The sequence below is a fragment of the Lonsdalea populi genome (assembly GCF_015999465.1).
Classification (GTDB): Bacteria; Pseudomonadota; Gammaproteobacteria; order Enterobacterales; family Enterobacteriaceae; genus Lonsdalea; species Lonsdalea populi.
In genome coordinates, this window is the sequence record NZ_CP065534.1 from 792806 (window position 1) to 815614 (window position 22809).

At 60.2% G+C, this 22809-nt stretch carries 10 protein-coding genes; 5 read left to right on the forward strand and 5 right to left on the reverse strand.

Features of this window, described 5'->3' with window-relative positions:
• The first annotated feature begins 3 nt into the window (after positions 1-3).
• The 5 genes from I6N93_RS03585 (at position 4) to I6N93_RS03605 (ending at position 16069) form a co-directional block, all read left to right on the forward strand.
• Positions 4-7554 carry a non-ribosomal peptide synthetase gene (locus I6N93_RS03585; RefSeq protein WP_197669186.1) on the forward strand — a complete coding sequence of 2517 codons (7551 nt, stop codon included), beginning with the start codon at positions 4-6 and terminating at the stop codon, positions 7552-7554.
• 1 nt (position 7555) lies between these two features.
• A complete protein-coding gene (locus tag I6N93_RS03590) occupies positions 7556-9217 on the forward strand; it encodes an MBL fold metallo-hydrolase (RefSeq protein ID WP_085688564.1) in 1662 nt (553 codons plus the stop codon).
• Positions 9214-13443, forward strand: a complete 4230-nt coding sequence (locus tag I6N93_RS03595; RefSeq protein WP_085688566.1) for a non-ribosomal peptide synthetase — start codon at positions 9214-9216, stop codon at positions 13441-13443. The genes I6N93_RS03590 and I6N93_RS03595 overlap by 4 nt, the downstream gene beginning before the upstream one ends.
• 15 nt (positions 13444-13458) lie before the next feature.
• The gene (locus tag I6N93_RS03600) at positions 13459-14778 is read left to right on the forward strand and encodes an MFS transporter (protein WP_158088409.1); all 1320 of its coding nucleotides are present in this window, start codon (positions 13459-13461) and stop codon (positions 14776-14778) included.
• Positions 14779-15001: 223 nt separating this feature from the next.
• Positions 15002-16069, forward strand: a complete 1068-nt coding sequence (locus I6N93_RS03605) for a methyltransferase (protein ID WP_085688570.1) — start codon at positions 15002-15004, stop codon at positions 16067-16069.
• Positions 16070-16382: 313 nt separating this feature from the next.
• Here the strand turns inward: I6N93_RS03605 and I6N93_RS03610 are convergent, their stop codons facing one another.
• From I6N93_RS03610 to I6N93_RS03630, 5 genes are all read right to left on the reverse strand, one after another.
• Positions 16383-17780, reverse strand: a complete 1398-nt coding sequence (locus I6N93_RS03610) for a condensation domain-containing protein (protein WP_112092772.1) — start codon at positions 17778-17780, stop codon at positions 16383-16385.
• Positions 17781-17814: 34 nt separating this feature from the next.
• Positions 17815-19107, reverse strand: coding sequence for an MFS transporter (locus I6N93_RS03615; RefSeq protein ID WP_085688572.1), 1293 nt, complete (start codon positions 19105-19107; stop codon positions 17815-17817).
• A 30-nt stretch (positions 19108-19137) separates the two neighbouring features.
• Positions 19138-20076: a sulfotransferase family protein gene (locus tag I6N93_RS03620; protein ID WP_085688574.1), complete on the reverse strand. Its 939-nt coding sequence runs from the start codon at positions 20074-20076 to the stop codon at positions 19138-19140.
• A 699-nt stretch (positions 20077-20775) separates the two neighbouring features.
• The gene (locus tag I6N93_RS03625) at positions 20776-21444 is read right to left on the reverse strand and encodes a GIN domain-containing protein (protein ID WP_085688576.1); all 669 of its coding nucleotides are present in this window, start codon (positions 21442-21444) and stop codon (positions 20776-20778) included.
• Positions 21445-21464: 20 nt separating this feature from the next.
• Positions 21465-22802: a cytochrome P450 gene (locus I6N93_RS03630; protein WP_085688578.1), complete on the reverse strand. Its 1338-nt coding sequence runs from the start codon at positions 22800-22802 to the stop codon at positions 21465-21467.
• Positions 22803-22809: the final 7 nt, after the last annotated feature.

A 22809-nucleotide genomic window follows, 5' to 3' on the forward strand; every position in this document is an offset into this window, starting at 1 on the left:
AAGATGGATGATTCAATGCATACGGACAAGGACAACGGCAAGCAGGCTTACGATTTCGGGCAAATGACGGTATCGCAGCGGGTCGAGCTATTGGAACGGCTGCGGGCAGAGCGAAATGATCCGGCGCTGGAGCGCTGCGACCGTACTGCGCCGCTTCCCCTTTCTTTTGCTCAACAGCGGCTCTGGTTTTTGATCCAACTGGAGGAGCGAGCCAGTACGGCCTACCACCTCGCCTGCGGCCTGAAGCTCAGCGGCGAACTGAACCGAGGCGCGCTGGTGATGGCGTTGGACCGCATCGTGGCGCGTCATGAGGCGCTGCGCACGCGGTTCGTCGACGTGGAGGGCACGCCGTGGCAGCAGATTGATGAGCCTGCGCCTTTTGCGCTGACCGTGCACGACCTGCGCGGGCGGCCCGCCGCCGCCGCCGAATTGCGCCAACTGGCCGACGAAGAAGCGGCTGAACCTTTCGATCTGCAACAGGGACCGCCGGTTCGCGGTCGGCTGGTCTTGCTGAGCGAGCGCGAACAGGTGCTGCTGGTGACGCTGCACCATATCGTCGCCGACGGCTGGTCGCTCAGCGGCTTTATGCGAGAACTGGGCGAACTGTACCGGGCCTTCAGTCAGAAGCAGCCCGATCCCCTGCCGCCGCTGGCGATTCAATACGCGGACTACGCGGCCTGGCAGCGACGCTGGTTGCAGGGCGAAGTCCTTCAGTCGCAGCTCGCCTACTGGCGTGAGCAACTGGCGGATGCGCCGCCTCTGTTGGAGCTTCCGACCGATCGGCCGAGGCCGTCGGTGCAAGACTATGCCGGAGGTTACATTGATTTTACGCTCGATGCGACGTTGACCGCCGGGCTGAAGGCGCTGGCGGCGCGGCACGAAACCACGCTTTATATGACGCTGCTGGCGGGTTGGACGCTGCTGCTCTATCGCCTCAGCGGGCAGGATGACATCGTGGTCGGCTCACCGGTGGCCGGGCGTACCCGCACCGAACTGGAGCCGATGATCGGTTTCTTTGCCAATACGCTGGCGCTGCGGAACCGGGTGGACGGCGCGGCCTCCATCGGCGTACTGCTGGCGCAGGTAAAGGCGACTACGTTAGCGGCGCAGGCGCATCAGGATCTGCCGTTCGAACAACTGGTGGAGGCGCTCAACCCGACGCGCAGCCTGTCGCACAGCCCGTTGTTCCAAACCATGCTGGCATGGCAAAACGCATCCGATAATGCCTTGCAACTTCATGGCCTCCAGGTAGAGCCGTATAACGGCGAACTGTTTAGCGCCAAATCCGACCTGCTGCTCTCGCTGGGCGAGGAGCAGAGCCTTATCACGGGCCATATTGAATATGCCAGCAGCCTGTTTGATCGCACCACGGTAGAACGTTATGCCCGCTACCTGAAAATGCTGCTGCGCGCCATAGTAAACGATGAGACTCAGCCGGTAGCGCAGTTGCCGCTGCTGACCGATGACGAACGCCACACCCTGCTGCACGGCTGGAATCAGACTCAATCCGAGCCCGTCGACGCATGCCTGCATCAGCAGTTCGAAGCGCAGGCGCGTCGTGCGCCGCAGGCGGTCGCGCTGGCGTTCGGCGAGCAGCGGCTCAGCTACGACGAACTGAACCGACGGGCCAACCGGCTGGCGCACGCGCTGATAGCTCAGGGCGTAGGGCCGGAGAGCCGGGTGGCCATCAGCCTGCCGCGCGGCGTGGAGATGGTTGTGGCGGTGCTGGCGGTGCTGAAAGCGGGCGGCGGCTACGTGCCGATTGACCCGACTTACCCGGCCGACCGCATTCGCTATCTGCTGGAAGACAACGCGCCGCTGGGGTGGATAACCGAAGGCGCGCTGTGGGCGCAGACGCCCACGGACGTGCGCCTGTTTGACCTGGCGTCGCCGGCGCTGCTGGCCGGGCAGCCGGATGATAATCCTGACCAGGCGGCAGACCCGCATCAGTTGGCCTACGTGATTTACACCTCGGGCTCCACCGGGCAGCCGAAAGGGGTGGTGGTGGAGCACGCGCAGGTGATGCGGCTGTTCGCGTCCACCCGCCGGTGGTTCGACTTTGGCGCCGACGATGTCTGGAGCCTGTTCCACTCGCTGTCGTTCGACTTCTCGGTGTGGGAGCTGTGGGGCGCGCTGCTGCACGGCGGCCGGCTGGTGGTGGTGGCGCAGGAGACGGCGCGGACGCCGGCGGCGTTTTATCAGCTGCTGTGCGAGCAGGGCGTGACGGTGCTGAACCAGACGCCGGGGGCGTTCCGGCCCCTGATTGCCGCCCAGTCGGAGGCCCCGCCGTCATTGTCACATGCGCTGCGCTGGGTGATTTTCGGCGGGGAAGCGCTGGAGCCGGCGATGCTGGCGCCGTGGTACGCGCAAAACGGCGAGCGCACGACGCTGGTGAATATGTACGGCATCACCGAAACCACGGTGCACGTCACCTACCGTCAGCTCTCGCCGGCGGACACGGCGCTTGACGTCAGCCCGATAGGCGAACGTATCCCGGACCTGCGCATCTACGTGCTGGACGAGGCGGGCCAGCCGGTGCCGGTGGGCGTGGCGGGCGAACTGTACGTCGGCGGCGGCGGGGTGGCGCGCGGTTACCTGAACCGGGCGGCGCTGACGGCGGCGCGTTTTATTGACGACCCGTTTGCGGATGAAGCGGGCGCGAGGCTGTACAAAACCGGCGACCGGGCGCGCTGGTCCGGCGACGGCGCGCTGGAATATCTGGGACGCAACGACCATCAGGTCAAAATCCGCGGCTTCCGCATTGAGCTGGGCGAGATAGCGGCGCGGCTGCGCCGTCATCCGGCGGTGGATGACTGCGTGGTCATCGCGCGGCAGGCGGAGGACGGGGATAGCCGACTGGTGGCCTACTATCTGTCGGAGGAGCCGCAGGAGGCGCAGTCATTGCGCGACTGGGTGGCGGCGGAGCTGCCGGACTACATGCTGCCGGGGGCCTGGGTGCGCCTGAGCGCCTGGCCGCTGACCGCGCACGGCAAGCTGGACCGGCAGGCGCTGCCGGAGCCGGACGCCGGGGCCTACGCCGTGCAGCGCTACGAAGCGCCGCAGGGGGAAACCGAAACCACGCTGGCGGGGCTGTGGTCGTCACTGCTGGGCGTCGAGCCCGTGGGGCGGCACGACCACTTCTTCGCGCTGGGCGGCCACTCGCTGCTGGCTATCCAGCTGCTGTCGCGGGTGCGTCAGAATCTGGGGCGTGACGTGGCGCTCGGCACGCTGTTTGCCCATCCGGTGCTGGCGGCCTTCGCGCAGGCGGTCGGGCAGGCGCCGTTGAGCGCGCTGCCGCCGATAGCCCCGGCCGAGCGCACGGGGCGGCTGGCGCTGTCGTTTGCCCAGCAGCGGCTGTGGTTCCTGTCGCAGCTGGAAGCGAACGCCAGCGCGGCGTATCACATGGCGGGCGGGGTGCGGCTGGACGGCGAGGTGAACGTTGAGGCGCTGCAGGCGGCGCTCGACGGTATCGTGGCGCGTCATGAGCCGCTGCGTACCGGCTTTGTGCCGGAAGACGGCACGCCGTATCAGCAAATCCACGCGCCCGCGCCTTTTGCGCTTGTGGTGGACGACCTGCGAGGGCATCCCGAGCCGGAAAGCGCGCTGTCGCGGCTGAGCGCGGAGGAAGCGGCCGCCCCCTTTGACCTTGAACGGGGGGGCCTGGTCCGGGGGCGCCTGATCCGGCTGGACGACCGTCGACAGGTGCTGCTGTTCACGCTGCACCACATTATCTCGGACGGCTGGTCTGTCGGCCTCTTTATGCGGGAGCTGGGGGCGTTGTACGACGCCTTTGCCGCCGGGAAAGCTTCGCCGCTGCCGCCGCTGCGTATTCAATACGCGGACTACGCCGCCTGGCAGCGCCGCTGGGTAGAAGGGCCGATCCTGCAAACGCAGCTGGGGTACTGGCGGGAGCAGCTGGCGGAGGTGCCGCCGCTGCTGGCGCTGCCGACGGACAGACCGCGGCCGGCGGTGCAGGACTATGCCGGGGGGCGTGTCGACTTCACGCTGGATGCGGGGCTGACGGCGGGGCTGAAAAGGCTGGCGGCGCGTCACGACGCCACGCTGTATATGACGCTGCTGACCGGCTGGGCCATTCTGCTGCACCGGCTGAGCGGGCAGGACGATATCGTGATCGGCTCGCCGGCGGCGGGGCGCACCCGCACCGAGCTGGAGCCGCTGATCGGCCTGTTCGTCAATATGCTGGCGCTGCGCTGCCGGATAGCGGACAACATGACGGTGGGCGAACTGCTGGCGCAGGTGAAGGCGACCACGCTGGCGGCGCAGGCGCATCAGGATCTGCCGTTCGAACAGCTGGTGGAAGCGTTGAATCCGGTACGCAGTCTGGCGCACAGCCCGCTGTTCCAGACCATGCTGGCCTGGCAAAACGCCGCCGGGGAAACCCTGCAACTGGGTGATCTGCAGGCTGAGCCGTTTACCTTTGAACAAGTGACGGCGCAGTTCGATTTGTCGCTGGCGCTGGGCGAGTGCGACGATCGGATCGAGGGCGGGATCGACTATGCCAGCAGCCTGTTCGATCGTGAAACGGTGGAACGCTATGTGGATCACTGGCAGGTGCTGTTGCGGGCGATGGCGGGAGAGGCAGAGCAGGATATCGCCCGGCTGCCGCTGCTGTCCGACGCCGAACGCCAGCAGGTGCTGTATGGCTGGAACGACACCCACGCCGACTATCCGCAGGAGCAGGGGATCCATCAGCTGTTCGAAGCCCAGGTGCGGCGCACGCCGCAGGCGGTGGCGCTGGTCTATAACGAGCAGCAGCTAAGCTACGACGAGCTGAACCAACGCGCCAACCGGCTGGCGCACGTGTTGATATCACAGGGGGTGGTGCCGGATACGCGAGTGGCGATCTGTCTGCCGCGCGGCGTGGAAATGGTGGTGGCGGTGCTGGCAGTGCTGAAGGCGGGCGGCGCCTACGTCCCCGTCGATCCGGCGTATCCCCAGGCGCGAATTCTTTACATGTTGGAAGACAGCCAGCCGCAGGCGCTGATCACACTCGGGAACCTCTGGGAGAGCCTGCCGGACGTGCCTGAGATTATCGATCTCGCCGCAGAAGAACAAGATGATTTGGCGGTATCGCGCAATCCCGATATCGCGCTGACGGCGGATAGTCTGGCTTATGTGATTTATACCTCGGGCTCGTCGGGCAAGCCAAAAGGCGTGATGGTGCCCCATCGGGGCGTCGTTAATCTGCTGATCTCCATCATGCAACGCATCGAGCTGCGTACGGATGACCGTTTGCTCAGCGTCACGACATTGAATTTTGATATCGCGGCTCTGGAGTTATTCTCGCCTTTGCTGTGCGGCGCGAGGCTGGTGTTGGCGGATCGTGATACGGTTTTGGATCCTGAACGGCTGGCGCGCCGCATTCGCGACCAGCAGATCAGCGTGATGCAGGCGACGCCATCGGTGTGGCGTATGTTGCTGGAAAGCCGATGGCATGAGGGGCTGCGGCTGCGGGCCGTGTTATGCGGCGGTGAAGCATTGAGCAACGAGTTGACACCACGGCTGTTGACCCTGGCCGATTCGCTGTGGAATCTCTATGGCCCGACGGAAACCACGATTTGGTCTACCGCGCAACGGGTGTGCAGTGCGGCCGATCATGCGTTCGCGCCGCCCATCGGCCAACCGCTCGCCAATACCCGCGTCTATATTCTCGATGCTCAGGGACAGCCTGCGCCTATCGGCGTATTCGGTGAAATTCATATTGCGGGCGACGGGGTGACGCGAGGATATCTGAACCGTCCTGAGATGACGGCGGAGCGTTTCGTGCCCGATCCTTTCATCTCGCCGCAACCCGGTAAAGCCGTGCCGCTGATGTACCGTACCGGCGATCTGGGGCGCTGGCGTGCGGATGGCAGCGTTGCCTATTACGGACGCAACGATAATGAGGTGAAGATCCGCGGTGTACGTATCCACCCGGCGGAAATCGAGTCGGCGCTGCTGGAACACGCGGGCGTACAGGATGCCGTTGTGATTGGCGATCGGGAGAAACGTCTGGTCGCCTATGTGGTGGCTCCGGCCCAGGCCATGTCGCAGGACGCCGAAACCACCGGCTTCAGCCTCTTCTACTTCGGCGGCGACTCTCGGGACCAGCAGGATAAATACGCGTTGTATCTGGAAGCGGCGCAGTATGCCGATCGCAATGGGTTTGAAGCGGTATGGACGCCGGAGCGTCACTTCCATCCCGTTGGCGGGCTGTATCCCAATCCCTCCGTGCTGAACGCGGCGCTGGCGACGATAACACAGCGGATCTCGCTGCGTTCGGGCAGCGTGGTGCTGCCTTTACATCATCCCGTGCGTATCGCCGAAGAGTGGTCGATGGTGGATAACCTCTCTCATGGGCGAGTTGGCCTGGCGGTCGCCTCCGGCTGGAACCCGAAAGATTTTGTGCTCGCGCCTGACGACTATGCCGCGCGCAAGCAGGCGATGTTCGACGGCGTAGAAACGATCAAGACGCTGTGGCGTGGCGAAACGATATCGCTGCCGGACGGGGCGGGCAAAGACACCGATATTCATCTGTACCCCGAGCCCATTCAGCCGATGCTGCCTATCTGGGTGACCGCGGCCGGCAACCCGGAGACCTTTATACAAGCGGGCAAAGCCGGCACCCATTTGCTGACGCACCTGATGGGACAGCAGTTGGATGAGCTGGCGGAACATATCGCGCTATATCGTCAGGCAAGAGCGGATGCGGGCTACGATCCGGATACGGGTCACGTCACGCTGATGGCGCACACCTTTATCGGCACCGATCTGGACGAGACATTGGCAAAAGCCAAAGCGCCGTTTATCGGCTACCTGAAACTGCATTTCGGACTGAATTTTTTCTCCAAGGATATGGGCCTGCCTTCGTCGACGATCTCTGACCACGACATGGCAGCGATGACGGAGTATGCCTTCGATCACTACTCCTCCTCTGCGGCGCTGATCGGTACGCCGCAAAGCTGTTTACCCATCGTTCAAGCCATAAAAAACAGCGGTGTTGATGAAATCGCCTGTCTGATTGACTGGATGGACGCGGAAAACGCGCTGGACGGTCTGCCGCATCTGAATGTCTTGCAGCAGTTGGCTCAGTCCGCCGCCCCCAGCATCAGAGAGTTGCGCCACTTCCTGGCGCGGCGTCTGCCCGGCCACATGATCCCGGATAGCGTAATGTTCCTCGATGCGCTGCCTTTGACGGCTAACGGCAAAATCGATCGTCATGCGTTGCCCGCCGTGGCCGCCGTGACGGAAACGCACGACTATGAGCCTCCTGAAGGCGAACTGGAATCGACGGTGGTCTCGCTATGGGGCGAGTTGCTTAACGTTAAACGGATTGGCAGGCATGACAACTTTTTTGAACTGGGGGGCAACTCCCTGATGGTGGTCAGCTTGCTTGAACGACTCCGCCAGGCGGCGATTCCCGCCGAAGTGAGAATGCTGTTCGCCAACCCGACGCCAGCCTCGCTGGCTGATGCCATCAACCATCATCTACGCCTTGCCGCAGAGGAAAATTCAGGGGATTTCACTCCTGACACAATTGAGGTGACATTCTGATATGAAAACATTCACGTCTGCACCGGCTTATCGACTCGCCGACTCAGTCATAGCCGAACCCCTGGTCAATGGATGGAGTGCGTGGTGGTTAAATATCGCCCCCATTCCGGCCAGTTTGCACTTTGCACAGGTACAGCGCAAAGTCATGCGTCTGTATTTAGATAATCCCGAGCTGAACTATCAGATGGCGACCGACCCGGCCCTGAGCGGCAGCGCCTGCATCGGCGTTTCGCCGGAACACGCCGATCAGATTGCGGCGCTGCTGGCCAGTTCGGAAAGCACGCTGCGCGACTGCGTGACGCTGTCAGAGGCCGTGGGAAAACTTCATCAACTGCTGGCGGAGCAGGGAAAAGGACAGTCTCTGGAGCCGCTCTATGCGCAGATACCCGCGCCGCTCCGTGGGTTGGTTGAGCTGGTCTACGACTACTTCAATCGGCCCTCCTTTCGGGTCATTGAAGCACTGACTTACCGTAGCCATTACTATAAACCGGCGTTGCAGAGCCTGCGTATCCGCCCGCTGCGGCATGATGGTGACCGGCCGCCTTTATTCAGCACTCCACACATGATTCAGCCGGACGATGTCTGGTGGCAGGAGCCGTTCGCCAGCCCGCGATTAGATGCGCTGTTCCAACTGGACACCGATCCCAAGCCGCTGGCGCAGATTTTCGAACTGTGTGAGGCAGACGCAACGTTGCAGCGTCAACTGCGCCCGCTGTTGACTTCGGCGCCGCTTCCCCAGAGCCCCCTGCATGCCGATCCGCAGGCGACCCGCATACATTATCTGGGGCACGCGACGGTGCTGGTTCAGACGCAGGGCGTATCGGTGCTGATTGACCCGTTTATCAGCGCCAGTCCGCTTCAAGGCGACGATGGGCGCCTGACCTTCCAGTCGCTGCCCGAACATATCGACTATGCGTTGGTGACCCATGCGCATCCGGACCATTTCTCGGTAGAGACGCTATTGCGTCTACGCCATCGCATCGGCTGTCTCGTGGTGCCGAGAGCGAGCGATTTCCTGCTGGGGGATGTGTCGCTCCGACAAATGGCCGAAGTTTTGGGTTTCAAAACGGCGATAGAGATGGAGCCGTTGCAGTCTATTCCGCTGCCGGGCGGCGAAATCATCGGTATTCCGTTTCTCGGCGAGCATGGCGATTTAGCGCATGCCAAGAGTGCGTATGTGATTCGGCTGGGGCGCCAACAAATTCTGTTCGCCGCCGATTCGGCCTGTCTGGACCCGGTGCTGTATGAGCGAATCAGGGAAGCGGTAGGCCCCATCGAAACGGTGTTTATGAACAGCGAGACCGAGGGAGCGCCTGCTTCTTACACCATTGAGGCGCTGTTTCCGCAGGATCGCGATCGCCAGCCGGAGAAAAACCGGCGCTGTCGCGGCAGTACCTCCGGCGAGGCGATAGAGTTGCTCAAGGCCGTCGGCGCCAGGCGTTTATACAACTACGCCATGGGGCTGGAACCGTGGTTCCGGCATGTGTTAGGTCCGGCGTCGGAGCCCGGCTCGGCGAGGATGCGGGATTCAGATGCGTTGTTGAACGGCGCGTTAGCCATTGGCCTTGAGGTGGTCCAGCGGTTGCAGGGACCTCAGGCTATCCCGCTGCTGGATAACGATGCGCCGTTTGGTTCGTCAAGTGAGTACGAGGTAACAATATGACCCTTATCAACCAGAATTCGCCCATCGATACGCCGTCCATCAGCTTCTCTGATCTGCTGGCGGCGCTCGGAAAAAACAAGGTCGCGCTGCGGCGCGAGGGCGACAACATCAAACTGCGCGCCGACAAGGCGGCCCTTGACCCGGCGCTACTCGCTAGCCTGCGTGAACATAAGTCTTTGCTGCTAGCGTGGATTGGCGAAAGCAGCCAGACATGGAAATACCCTGAGTCGGCGCTGGTCAATCTCTCCGAATCACAACGGGCGCATATTGTGCAGCGCGTTGAAGGCGGTGACGATAACGTGCAGGATATCTACCCGCTAACGCCGCTACAGGAAGGCATTTTCTTTCACCATTTGGCGAGTGAAGAGGGTGCGGACCCCTATATTCTGCCGTGGTTGATGGCGTTTACATCGCGCGCGGAGCTTGATCGTTTTACCGCCGCGATGCAGAAGGTCATCGACCGCCATGATATGTTGCGCTCCTCGATGGCGTGGGAAGGTCTGCCCGCGCCGGTACAGGTCGTGTGGCGTCAGGCTGCGTTGACCGTTGAGGATATTGTGCTGACCGCAGAGGACGGCGACGCGCAAGAGTGGCTGCTGTCGCACTTTATTCGGCGACCTTACCGTCTGGATCTTAACCGCGCTCCGCTGATGCGTGCGTTTGCGATTGACGATCGGCAAAACGACCGCTGGCTGTTTATGCTGCTCTGCCATCACCTGATGATTGACCACACGACGTTGGACTTCATCGTTGAGGAGGTGCAGGCCTGCCTGCAGGGGGAAAGCGACCGCTTACCTACGCCGCTTCCCTTCAAGCAATTCGTTGTGCAGTCGCGGCTGGCCGCCAGCGATCCTTCCCACAAGGCTTTCTTCCGCCAGATGCTGTCCGGCGTGGACGAGCCTACCGCGCCTTATGGTTTTATCGATGTGCAGGGCGATGGCTCGCTGTTGACCTACGCCACGCGGATTCTAAGCGCTACATTATGCCGTCGGTTACGCGCATCGGCCAAAGCGCTGGCGGTTAGTCCGGCCAGCCTGTTCCACGTTGCCTGGGCGATCGTCATGGCCCGTTTGTCTGAGCGCGACGATGTGGTATTCGGCACCGTATTATTTGGGCGAATGCAGGCCGGTGAGGGCGCGGGCCGGGTTCTGGGACCCTGTGTCAATACGCTGCCGCTGCGCATCAATCTCGGTGCAAGGTCGGTGATTGACGCCATCAAAGAGACGCACATCCTGCTGTCTGAACTGTTGAGCCACGAACACGCTTCGCTGGCGCTGGCGCAGGCATGCAGCCAGGTGCCGGTTTCGCTGCCGCTGTTCAGCGCCGGATTCAATTATCGCTATAGCCAGAGGCAGCAAGCATTGGCGGCCAGCCAACAGGCCGATTGGGCTAACATGGACGGGATCTTCAACGAAGAGCGAGGCAACTACCCGCTGCACGTCGAGGTGGACGATTTCGGCGACAGTTTCTCGATCACCACGCATGTTCAACGCCCGATGGACCCCAAACGCGTGGCGCGCTATCTGGAAATGGCATTGATAGGGCTGGAAAGCGCGCTGGAGAAGGAGCCTACGGCACGCGTGAATCAGATCGATATCTTACCGGACGAAGAGCGTCACGAACTGCTGGTCACCTGGAATGAGACGTCGACGCCGTTCCCGGATAGGACCTGCATTCACACTCTGTTTGAAGAGCAAGCGGCACGTACTCCGCAGGCGCCCGCCTTAATATTCGGCCAGCAGACGATCGCTTACGCCGACTTGAACGCGCAGGCTAATGGTCTGGCGCACTATCTCTGCGCGAAGGGCGTCGGCGTCGGCACCTATGTCGCCATCTCATTGCCCCGCAGTCCGGAAATGGTAGTGGCGATTTTGGCGGTACTTAAGGCGGGCGCAGCCTATATCCCGTTAGATACCAGCTACCCGGTGGAGCGCCTGCATTTCATGCTGAGCGACAGCGCGGCGGCCATGTTGATAACCGACCACCGCGGCCGGGTGGCGCTGGGTGAACTCCCAGCCAGCCTGCCGGTGATTGAACTGGATGGCGAGCACAGACCCTGGCTGGAAAGCGAAAAGACAAATCCGGATGCCAACGCGCTGGGCCTGACGCCGGAGGCGATGGCCTATGTTATTTACACTTCCGGTTCGACTGGTACGCCGAAAGGCGTCCCGGTGCCGCATCGCGGGCTATGCAATCTGATTACGGCGGAGGTCGAGGCCTTTGCGGTCACGCCGCACAGCCGGGTTTTGCAGTTTGCCTCTTTCTGCTTTGATGCCAGCGTTTCCGAGCTGTTTATCGCATTTGTCAGCGGCGCGGCGCTTTACCTCCCGCCAGCGGGTCCGCTGGTTGGGACTGAACTGACCGACACGCTGATCCGCCATCGCATCACGCACGTCACGCTCCCGCCTGCGGTGTTATCCGCTCTGCCGGAGGGAACTGAACTCCCTGATGTGCAGACGCTAGTGGTGGTCGGCGAAGAGGTTTCCGAAGCATTGGTTCGCCAGTGGGGGCCGGGGCGCCGTTTTATTAACGGCTACGGTCCCACGGAAGCGACCATCGGTGCGGCGATGTACGTGTGCGATCCGCAACGGGAAGGAAAGCCGCCTATCGGGCGGCCGTTTGCCAATGTCCGTCTCTATATTCTGGATGAGCAGGGACGTCCTGCGCCGGTCGGCGTCTCGGGTCATCTTCACGTGGCGGGTGAGGGCGTGACGCCGGGGTATCTCAATCGGCCAGAGCTGACGGTGGAGCGTTTTATTCCCGATCCGTTCAGCGATGAACCGGGCGCGCGGCTCTATAAAACGGGCGATCTGGGGCGTTGGCTTCCCGACGGGGTCATCGAGTTTCTGGGCCGCAGCGATCGCCAGGTGAAAATTCGTGGTTTTCGCATAGAGCTGGGGGAAATTGAAGCCTGCATTCGCTTCTACCCCGGCGTACAGGACGTGGTTGTGCTGGCGAGAGAAGATGTGCCCGGCGATCGTCGATTGGTGGGCTATTACACCGCCGTTCAGGCGGTCGCGGAGGATCAACTGCATACTTTCCTCACCCAACGTCTGCCCGATTATATGGTGCCGTCCGCCTATGTCCGCCTTGATAGTCTGCCGCTGACGCCGAATGCCAAGGTGGATCGCGCCGCGCTGCCCGCGCCGGAGCAGGCGGGCGTGGTGAAAGAGGGGTTCGAACCACCGAGTGGCGCGGTTGAAACACTGCTGGCGGGGGTGTGGGCCACCGTCTTGAGTCGACCGCAGGAAAATATCGGCCGCGATGACAATTTTTTTGAATTGGGCGGCCACTCGCTGCGTCTGGTCGAGGTGGCCAGTCAGCTACAGGCGCTTGGCCTGAAAATGAGCGTCTCCACCCTGTTGACTCAAGCGACCATCAGGCAGTTGGCTGCGAGTATTGCTCACGACAACACGCCCGCATGGGCCAATGGCGCGATCCCGTTTCGGGTGAAAAACGGCACGATTCCACTGTTCTTCGTCCATGAAGTGTGGGGTGAGCTGCTTTACGTTCCTGAGATCCTCGCGCATATCGACAGCGATTTCAGCGTATACGGGCTGTCGGGCCAGCACGATCGGACGGTGGCGGTGGATTCTCTGCAAAGCCATGCCGCGAATCTGATTCACGTGATGCAAAGCGTGCAGCCGCACGGGCCATATCGGCTGGCGGGATGGTCGTTCGGCGGCGTGGTGGCCTATGAGATGGCCTGCCAACTTGTGGAGATGGGCGTAGAAGTGGAATTTATCGGCCTTCTGGATTCGGCAAACCCGTTAACGCAGGGGATCACGCTGCCTGATGATGGCGAGGATCGGACTCGGCTGTGGTGGGCGCTGCATCCGTTGTTGGAGCCTGCGGCGGCGCAGCGGATATCGGCGCTGACGGAGACGGCCACCTTTGATGAGCTGGTTAAAGCGTTTCAAACGGAGGCGGTGTTGCCGGCGCGGATGAGCGCGGAGCAGGCGCTGGGTTATCTCGACCACTACGAGGGGTATATCCGTGCGCTGGCCAACTGGCGTCCGAAGGCGCTTGCCGTACCGTTGCATCTGTTCCGCGTCCGCGATGATAAACCGCCGCTGTTGGGATGGGACAACGTCAATGCGCCGTCGTCGATTCAGGTGATTCCGGTCGCGGGAACACACATGTCGATGGTAAGCCGACCGCATGTCAGCACGTTGGGCAATGCGTTGACGTTGGCGCTGCAGGCCATTGAACAAGGTCCGCGGTAGATGGCGTCGGTTAACATGTTGATATCGCCAATGCTCCGGCTGGGTCGGCCCTTTTTCCTGCTATTGCTGGCGGAAAATAGCTTTATTACCGGTGCGAATATTGCGAGTTTTTCCATCGGAGCCTGGGTGTATCGGCAGACCGGATCGCTGTTCGATTTCTCTCTGGTATCGACGATTGGCGCCTTCTCCACGCTGGCGGTCTTGCCATTTTCCGGGGCGCTGGCTGACCGCGCCGATCGTCGTAAGGCGATATTGTTATCGGACGCCGGCGTGTTCTGCCTGCTGGCGCTGTTACTTATCGTGATGGAAAAAAAGGGCGTAGCGCTATGGCCGCTGTATGTATTCACCGTGGTGATGGCGTTGGCGCAGGCGCTGAGAACCCCCGCATATCGGACGACGATGAGCGCCCTGTTGAGGAGTGAACAGATGCCGCTTGCCTGTGGGCTGATGGGCGTCGTCACCGGGGCGGTCGGCATTGTGGTTCCGGTCATTGCAGGGATGCTGATGTATCGATATAGCCTGGACGGCATCTTCATTTTCAATCTGATCACACTGCTGTGCAGTTTGGCGCTGGCGGCTTTGGGGTTTTATCGGCTGCCGGCGTCAATACGAAAATCGCCTGGACTCGCGGGTTACACGGGCGGTTGGCTGAGGGACATCCTGCGGGCGCTGGCCTATTTCAACCAGCATCGCACGATGGCGATGTTACTGGTCTACATACTGATTCAAAACGGCTTGGAGGCACTGGTATCTACTCTGGTCATCCCGCTGATACTCACTCACTACAGCGTGCGTGAATTGGGCGTGATTATGGCTTGGGGTGGTTTGGGGGCGGCGTTAGGCGCTCTACCGCTCTTTGTGCCGTGGCTGTCGTCGCGCCTGTCATTGCTGTTGCTGTCCTGCAACCTGCTACTTTCACTGTGCGTGGCGATCGTCAGTGTGGTCAATTCGGTTTTTGACTATGCGGTCTGCGTTTTTATCGCCCTGTTTGTCGGTAGCTTGTCGACCGTCTGCGCGTTGGCGCTATGGATGCGGAAAGTACCGCTCAATCATCAGGGCAGCGTCTTTGCGCTGATGGGCTCGCTGACCATGCTCACGCTGCCGGTCGCCGTCCTGTTCGCAGGCAGCGCGGTGGACCGGTGGATAGTGCCCGCGTTTACCTCTGGCGCTAGTTGGACCCACGGCGTCAGCTATTGGCTGGGTGGCGCCGACGACGGGGGCGCCATTCGTGTGGTGTTGCTGTGTTGCGGCCTGGCGGGGACGATGCTCTCTCTGCTGGGGCTGACACACCGAGAGATGCGCGATCTGGATGGGAAAATCCCGGATGGACGCTGAGTTTTTCACAACAAGGAGGATGTCGTTCAAAGCGTTACGGCAATAGCGCATATAGGCAGGATTTTCTGTAAACCGTGCGGTGACTTACCGAGGGTTGGGGAAAGTGTTCAGGATCACGACGTGCTTCTGGCGCGTTCTCCTCTGTCAGGCGCTGCCATCAGGCAAGTCGGGCAGGGAAAACACACAATTGGATGAAGTAATCATTAATGAAAAGGAAACGCATATGACTGCTACCCACCGTTCCGCTAATTATTCCAAACCGGCTCAGCTGGATATGCCTGGATTGGCAAACCTGCTTTTTGGACATGCAGCGTTTCAATACCTGCAGGCCGCTTGTGAATTGAATGTGCTCGAGACCGTGCGTACTTTACCTGACCCCACAAAAGAGAAACTCCGTGAGGCGCTGGGGCTTGAGGAGCGCGCCGCGGATATTCTGCTGCTGGGCGTGACCGCATTGGGCCTGCTGGTGAAAGACAACGAGGTTTATCATGTCGCGGATGTCGTGCGGGAACTTATGGACACCGATGACTGGCAGCGTTTCAAAGATACGGTGGCCTTTGAGCACTACATTGTTTATGAAGGCCAGATCGATTTTACCGAGTCGCTGCAGAAAAATACCAACGTGGGGCTGCGGCGCTTCCCGGGAGAGGGACGTGATATTTACCATCGCCTGCATCAGAATCCAAAACTGGAAAAAGTCTTTTATCGCTATATGCGCTCCTGGTCTGAGCTGGCCAATAAAGATCTGGTCCAGCATCTGGATCTCTCCACGACCCACCGTCTGTTGGATGCGGGCGGCGGCGATGCCGTTAACGCGCTGGCATTGGCGCAGGCCAATCCGAAACTCGAGGTCACGGTGCTGGATATTTCCCACTCCATCCCGGTGACGCAGTCGAAAATAGATGAATCCGGGCTGGGCGATCGGGTTAATGCCAAAGCGCTGGACATCCTGCATGAGCCGTTCCCAAGCGGCTATGACTGCATCCTGTTTGCTCATCAACTGGTGATTTGGACGCTGGAGGAGAACACTCATATGCTGAAGAAAGCCTACGATGCGCTACCGGAAGGTGGACGGGTGGTGATCTTTAACTCCATGTCCAACGATGAGGGCGACGGGCCGATAGTCGCGGCGTTGGACAGCGTTTACTTCGCCTGTCTGCCTGCCGAAGGCGGGATGATCTACGCGTGGGAGCAATATGAACGCTGCCTGGCAGAGGTCGGCTTTAAACATCCGCAGCGTATCCATGTGCCCGGCTGGACGCCGCATGGCATCATTATTGCGCACAAATAAGCGTTAATGACCGTTCGGCCAAGCGGTTATCTCTATCGCTGGCCGAACGGCATTGCCGGGCTTTCTTTCATCTTTGGTATCGCAGCATAAGCAACGATAATGGACTCAGCAGGGCGAGCGTTTCCCATGCTGTGACCTACAGGCTCCGTATTTGAAACGACAGATAGACACTTCCCCAGGTGGATATTTCGCCACAAGGTTCACGATGCAATCTGCATCCAGCCTTCAGCACTGGGAATTGTCTTCCTGGTGCTCGCCGCTCCCGTTCCATTCCTGAGAAAACATTTCCCCCTACAGAAAAGAGGTGACCCGCTTACCCGCGTTCGGTGGCGATGACCGATGTCAGAAGATCTTTCGTCTGTGCGATATAGTCTGCGATTGTCGCGGCGGCTTGATGAGTGGCGGGGTGGCGATAGCTGATGAACAGGCCGTCATGCGTGCGTGCGCACCACAGGCACACTTCATCGGGGTCGATGCTGCGGCTACGGAAGATTCTGACCTGCCACGTCGCCCACTCGCGCGCGCCTGGAACACGCCGCAGCTCCATGTAGGAGATCATAAAGAGATCGCGCAGAGGCTGGTCAAGAAGTTCGGCCACGCGGGGCATCGGTATCTGGGCTAACGCTTTGACGCCGACTAGCCCGTCTGCCGCATCACGTATTGCCTCAGTCAAGGGGCGGTGTCCGTCGATGGGAAATGCCACCGGTCCTATCCCGACGTACCAGCCCACTGACGGCAGGCGATGCGCGGTCTGGGTCTGGAAGGGGATCATGGTACGAAAGACCTTCTGACCCGAGCGTTCATAGGCGGACTTCGCCAGACAGGCCAACAGCCCGGAAAAAATGTCCCCTCCGGCAGAACGGCAAATCTGCGCAAACGTGTGGGCGTCATTTTTATCGAGTACTTTGGCGTGTCCGCTTGGTTGCTCGGTCAGGCCATCGCCCACGGCACCCAGGGGGAGGGGAAATGACGGCAGGTGACCGTCCCCTTCAGCCACAAAGGTCTTCCAGCGCAGAATGTCTTCATGGCTGGAGGTGAGCGCCTCCGATGCTTTTCGCTCCGCCTCGGCAAAGTCGAGATAGCTGGCGACAGGGGGAAGGACGGGCTGGGCGGCGGACGTCTCCGATGCCGACAAGGCGGCGGCATACAGGGTATGGATCTCCCAGGGGATCTGGACGAGGGAGTAGCCGTCGATCAGCGTGTGATCCACCGCGAGACAGACGGTTGTCGCGTTAACATGGCTGAGGGTGGTGAAAAGATAGCCCGGCCAGTGAAGGGGGGTGACTTCACGGTCAAACAGCGCTTCGAGGGAATTCGCCAAAGACTGTGCGTCGGAAAAATCGCCGACTTCGCTGGGGCATACTTCTACGGCGCCGGGTTTTAACGTCATGCGAGCTAGCCTGCGGGCAGCGCCGACGGGGATCAGGTCGCTGCGCAAGGTTTCATGGCGGTCGACCCATTGACGGATGGCCGTCATGAAAGCCGACGCGTTCAAGTCAGCCGGCATATCAAAGGCGCAACCCAGCCAGGAGAACGTCGACCGGTTATTGTCCCTGTCATCAAGCGCACCCAAGATGCTCGCCTCCTGAAGGTAGGAGGCCCGGCGTGAGTCTTTGACCCAGTTTTCGTTGGTGACGGAAGGACCGCGTACGCGCCAGGCGGTGAGGCTTCCTGCAGGCAGATTAAGTGTTGATATATCCGTGAGCTTCATGATCGTTTCCCTGTATCGGTGAAGGACGAAAGGTTTAGGTGCGGGCTGTTTCGTTCCGGAGTGCGGTAAGTTGAGGTTCGCGTACCGCCCATAACGGCGACATGACGATCCATACAGCGGCGGCGGCGATCAGTACGCCCGTGACAAACAGCGTCGTTCGCGTTCCCAGCAGCATCCCGCAGGTGCCGCCGACCACGGCGCCTAACGGCGCAAGGCCCCAGACTAGCGTGCGGATGCTGGCGTTCACGCGCCCGTGGATCTCCGCAGGAGCCAACGCGTAACGGATGGGGACCTGATGGACGTTGTAGGTCTGTATGCCGACCCACATGATGCATTGGGATAACCCGACGATGAGTATGTTCGGCAACAGTGGGCAGAGCATGGCACCGGCGGCGCTGATGAGGATCGCCGTGACCAGCGTGCGGCCCAGGCCCAGAACGTTTGCCGTCGGGCGGGCCAGCAAGGCCCCCACGACGCAGCCGATCGCGGCAACGCTGGTCACAATGCCGATCTCGGTCGAGGTCAGCTTCAACTGGTCGGAAAGGTAAAGAATGAAAACGGCTGAATAGGCGCTATAGAAGAAAATCAGCGTGACGGTGGCGAAGGTCGACGCGCGCAGCGGCGGCGTATGGATCAAAAAACGCATGCCCTCGGCCGCGTCTTTCAACATACGCACCAGTGCGCCGCCCGTTCGCGAATGATCCTGAGGACTGACGTTGAGCCGCCGACGTGCCGGCGTGGTGGCGACAAAGGGCAGCAGGGCCGACATCAGCAGGAAGGAAACGGAATCGGCCAGTATCGCCACGGCGGGCGAGGTGGCCGCGATCAGCCATCCGGCGATCGGCAGGCCGATGACCATGATGGCGGATTGCCCGAGTTCCAGTCTGCTTTGCGCCTTGGTCAGTTGCAGGTAAGGCACCAGCGCGGGCACCCAGGCGAGAAAGGTAACGTCGGCGACCACCATCGCCGCGCCGGTCAGCGTGGCGGCGGTATAGAGATGCGGCATACTGACCTGTCCGGACAGAAAAAAAGCGAGCGGCACGCTGGCCAGCGTCAGCGCCATGACGATGTTCGCCGTCATCAGCAGCAGACGGTGCGAGTAGCTGTCGACGAGCAGACCGGCAAACAGCCCAAGCAGCAGGTACGGCGTCCTGCTGCAGGCAAGCAGTACGCCGGTTTCGAACGGGCTGGCATGATTAAGCGTGATCGCCGTCAGCGGGACGGCGAGATGCGTGACCTGTGTGCCAAGCAGAGAGAGCGACTGGCCAGCGAGCAGTAGGTGAAAGCTGCGAGGCAGCCGCTGGGAGACATCCTGTAAACCCGGCATCGCTATGCTCTCCGCGGATCGTTGATGAGCTTACAGTGCGTAGCCCAGACGTTTCAGTTCAGCCCCCGCAATGTGCTCAAACTCGGCAATTTGCGTTGGGCTAAGGTCTTGCAAATAGCGTCCATTACGGCCCTGGTAGAGCGGTTGACGCGCCGTCTCAGCGGAAGGGTGGCCCCAGGGTTTGTCGAACAGGGCATGGTGCTGATCCGCATGGCGCATAACCGCCTCATTCCACGGCAGCCCCAGAAAGTCCAGCATCTGCGCGATCGTCTCGCGAGGGCGGGTCACCAGATCTTCATAGCGGATTTCCAAATAACGTGAGTCCGGTGCGGTGAGGCGAGCATGGGCGACGATCTCCAGCCAGCCGTTGGCGGCTTCCGCAATGGTCTGGTATCCCCAGTCGGGGACGGTTTTTAGGTGAGAGGCCGCCAGATCCCGCCCATCCCGGACGATGTGAATAAACCGGGCCTTGGGCCAGATCGCGGCGTAGGTGCCGATATCCTTGATTCTTCGCTGTAGTTTCAGCCCCCACCGCTGCGTCCCCGTTTGTTTGCGGCGGTGCTCTCCCATCAACTCGATAAGACGGCAGCGGTCTTCGAGTGCAAAAAGATCCCGGCCGCACTCGGCCATCAGGCGTTTCACCAATGATTTGACTTCGTGACGGCCAAGGCCGAAGCGTTCGCACTGAACCACGAAGTGCGCGCCGTCATACCACTCAGGATCGAGCGTCTCCTTCGTGGCCCCGACGAGCCGGCTTTCGTTGGCATCCAGAAAGTCGCAAACGGCCAGGATATGCGGACCGAGGTTGACCGGCTCCGTGAAGTCGATTTCCGGGCCGACCACAAGATCCGGATGCGAATCGAGAATGACGCTGAGCAGCGTGGTGCCTGAGCGATTTTCCCCTCCCAGCAGCACCGGGTTAGTCGTCAGTAGTTCGCAAGGCGTGATTGTTGTGGATGGACCAGACATGGCGGCTCCTTTCCGTGTAAGAATATGTCGAACGAATATTACCGGCTCACGGAATAACATGATCCTAATAACCAGCCGGTGGGCATATATGTTCAGTCATAAACAATAAACGTATTGAGACGACATCGAGTCACCCCACGAGAATATTTACGCTTAGTACATAACTATCATTGGCTGTTCTGATAATCAACATGAAAACTGGTTAATTTTTTTATTTTTATCAGGTGGAAAAAATAAATAACCAATAGGTATCCATGGAGGGTATGAATAGATAGGTTTATCGAGTGTATTTATAAAAATATATATAAAACAAAGAGGTTGACTTTATTTTTGTTGAGAATGAATTAATGTTATTTCTACAGTGAATAAATACACATTATCTTATGATTAAGTCATCGCTGATGTGATAAAAAACAGTCTATTCATTATTTATTTTTTTAATAAAAGGCTATTTTCAGGTTTTTCACAAAAGGCGACCTGATATTATCGTGGACGATGATTTTGATTATCTGAATTGTGCGTAAACACCGGGGAATATGACGTTGTTTTATTCGACATTATTCGCGAAGGTCTAGCGTAATAGCTCGCTGTTCGCAAAGTGCGATTCATGGTTCGAGGCGCGGCTTGCGTCAGCGCCCGATGGCTACACATATCAGCCGCTGACGGGAAAGGGCCACGGCGCATGTTCAGCGCAGGGCGTTATTGGCAATCGCGGGTCCGCACCGTTGCGCCCATCTCGCTGGTCAACGTGTTGCGCGTGTCTGTGCCTATATAGACGAGCCCGCCCATGGCGGCGCTGCCCGAGACTTCCCGCGCGCGGCACAGGTCCGCTTCCGCGCCCATCGCCACGCTTATATGGGCTGATTGGACTACCAGATCGTGGGTGTCGTTGACCAATTTCGCACCCATAGCCAGTTCGGCATCCAGGCGACGGATGTTGCCGCTCAGCGCTATCGTAGAACCCATGCTGCCATCCACCGTCACCTGTTCCGTGCTGAGGGCGCAGGCATCCGCTTTCAGGCTGACGCCAAAGGTGGTTTTAATCGACCGCACGGGTTTGTCCGTAAAAATCGTCAGGTCCGTTTTATTGTCTGAGAGATCCCACCCGTCTACGTCGCGGGTCACTCCCGTCATACTCAGCTTCTCGCTCGCCGAATTGACCTGCAATTGATCCAACACTTTTTGGGACGCACTGGCCACGGCGTAAGGCTTATCCGCGCATTTAAGGGTGACGGAAAGCCCTTTTGATAACTCAAGCTCGTTAAACGAAGATAGGGCTATCCGTTTCTCAACCTCGGTCGCAGAAGCGGAGTTGAGGGTAGCGCCAAAAAGCAACGCGAGGGGAAAAACAGTGTTCAAACGGGTCATGTGACCTCCATAGCGCATATTTAAAAAGAACCAGTAGAAACCGGGATCGCCAGAGGCGTGACCGTCAGGGACACGTCGCCACGCGGCGCCAGGTTGAGACCAAACTCCGGGCGCAGGTCCACGGGTCGTGTTCCGGGCGCCAATTGAAAACGGCAGCTTAACGAGAGTCGCGCCAGTGTTATCACCAAATGATGAAGCGTAAGTGACATCCCCACGCAGTGGCGCTTGCCCGTTCCAAAAGGAAAGTAGTGGTACGGCGGAATGGGGCCCTGAAGAAAACGATCGATATTGTACTGCATCGGTTCCGGCCAGATGCGAGCGTCATGCTGTACCAGCCAGGGAGAAAACAGGATCGCGGTGCCGGCGGGAATGCCGTAACCCTCGATCTCAATGTCCTGTAATACCGTTCGTTCCACCAGCGATGAGACCGGCGTCAGCCGCAGCGCCTCCTTCACGGCGGCCAGCGTGACGGGGCATTTTTGCAGGCCGATCCCGTCGGGGGGAAGCGCGTGCGTTTCCTGAGCGATCCGCGCCTGCACGTCGGGGTGCCGGGCCAGATGGATCAGGCACCATTGCAGGCTGGTGGCCGGATTATCAATGCTGCCTGACAGATTGCCCATGACCAGATTCACCAGCGACGCTTTGCGCTCCGGGTAGTGGGCGACGTCGAGGGCATGGTAGAACTGGGCCAGCATCGTATCCGGCTCGTCGGCGATGCCGATCAGGCTCGCCTCCACCAGCGTATGCAGCCGCTGACGATAATTCAGCAGGAGGGGATCGTTGAGCAATGTCTCTCGATCGACGGTGGCGGCTTTCTGGATCAGCGCGTAAAACGCCCGATGAGTTTCCGTCGCGAAGCGCTGGCCTTCCCGTAACGTACAGGTATGGCCGATAAAGGGCGGCATCACCGCGCGCACCGCCCACTCGAGCGTCAGATCGCGTAATGCCACTGGGGCCGATGTAGCGAACTGGTCGGCTAGCCAGGCCGCACTTTCTGTGACGGACTGCTGCAACGGCGCGCATTTCGGATTGACCTGCGGCACGGTGAGTTTTCTGCCACGACGCCATTCATCACCCTCTTGAGCAAACGTGAGCGCATCTCCCAGCAGCAGGCGGCCAATGGCCGCGGAGGACGGCAGTGTCATGACGTCCTTGCCAAAACGATCGTCATTTTGCTGCCAGTAGCGTACCTGGCTGGCGCCCCCCAGCACGACCAGATCGGCGCTGTCTGCGAATCGGAGTCGGACCAGATCGCCCGCGGCGGCGACCGCGTCCTCTACCGTTTTTAAGATACCGATTGTGCGTAGACGCTTTCCATCAACGTCAACGGTGGGTAGGGCTGTATAAGGTCGTATCACGTCTTCT

Coding starts and splice junctions, on each gene's coding strand:
- I6N93_RS03625 (WP_085688576.1), bottom strand. CDS start 21,444: ATGACCCGTTTGAACACTGTTTTTCCCCTCGCGTTGCTTTTTGGCGCT.
- I6N93_RS03615 (WP_085688572.1), bottom strand. CDS start 19,107: ATGCCGGGTTTACAGGATGTCTCCCAGCGGCTGCCTCGCAGCTTTCAC.
- I6N93_RS03585 (WP_197669186.1), top strand. CDS start 4: ATGGATGATTCAATGCATACGGACAAGGACAACGGCAAGCAGGCTTAC.
- I6N93_RS03605 (WP_085688570.1), top strand. CDS start 15,002: ATGACTGCTACCCACCGTTCCGCTAATTATTCCAAACCGGCTCAGCTG.
- I6N93_RS03595 (WP_085688566.1), top strand. CDS start 9,214: ATGACCCTTATCAACCAGAATTCGCCCATCGATACGCCGTCCATCAGC.
- I6N93_RS03620 (WP_085688574.1), bottom strand. CDS start 20,076: ATGTCTGGTCCATCCACAACAATCACGCCTTGCGAACTACTGACGACT.
- I6N93_RS03590 (WP_085688564.1), top strand. CDS start 7,556: ATGAAAACATTCACGTCTGCACCGGCTTATCGACTCGCCGACTCAGTC.
- I6N93_RS03610 (WP_112092772.1), bottom strand. CDS start 17,780: ATGAAGCTCACGGATATATCAACACTTAATCTGCCTGCAGGAAGCCTC.
- I6N93_RS03600 (WP_158088409.1), top strand. CDS start 13,459: ATGTTGATATCGCCAATGCTCCGGCTGGGTCGGCCCTTTTTCCTGCTA.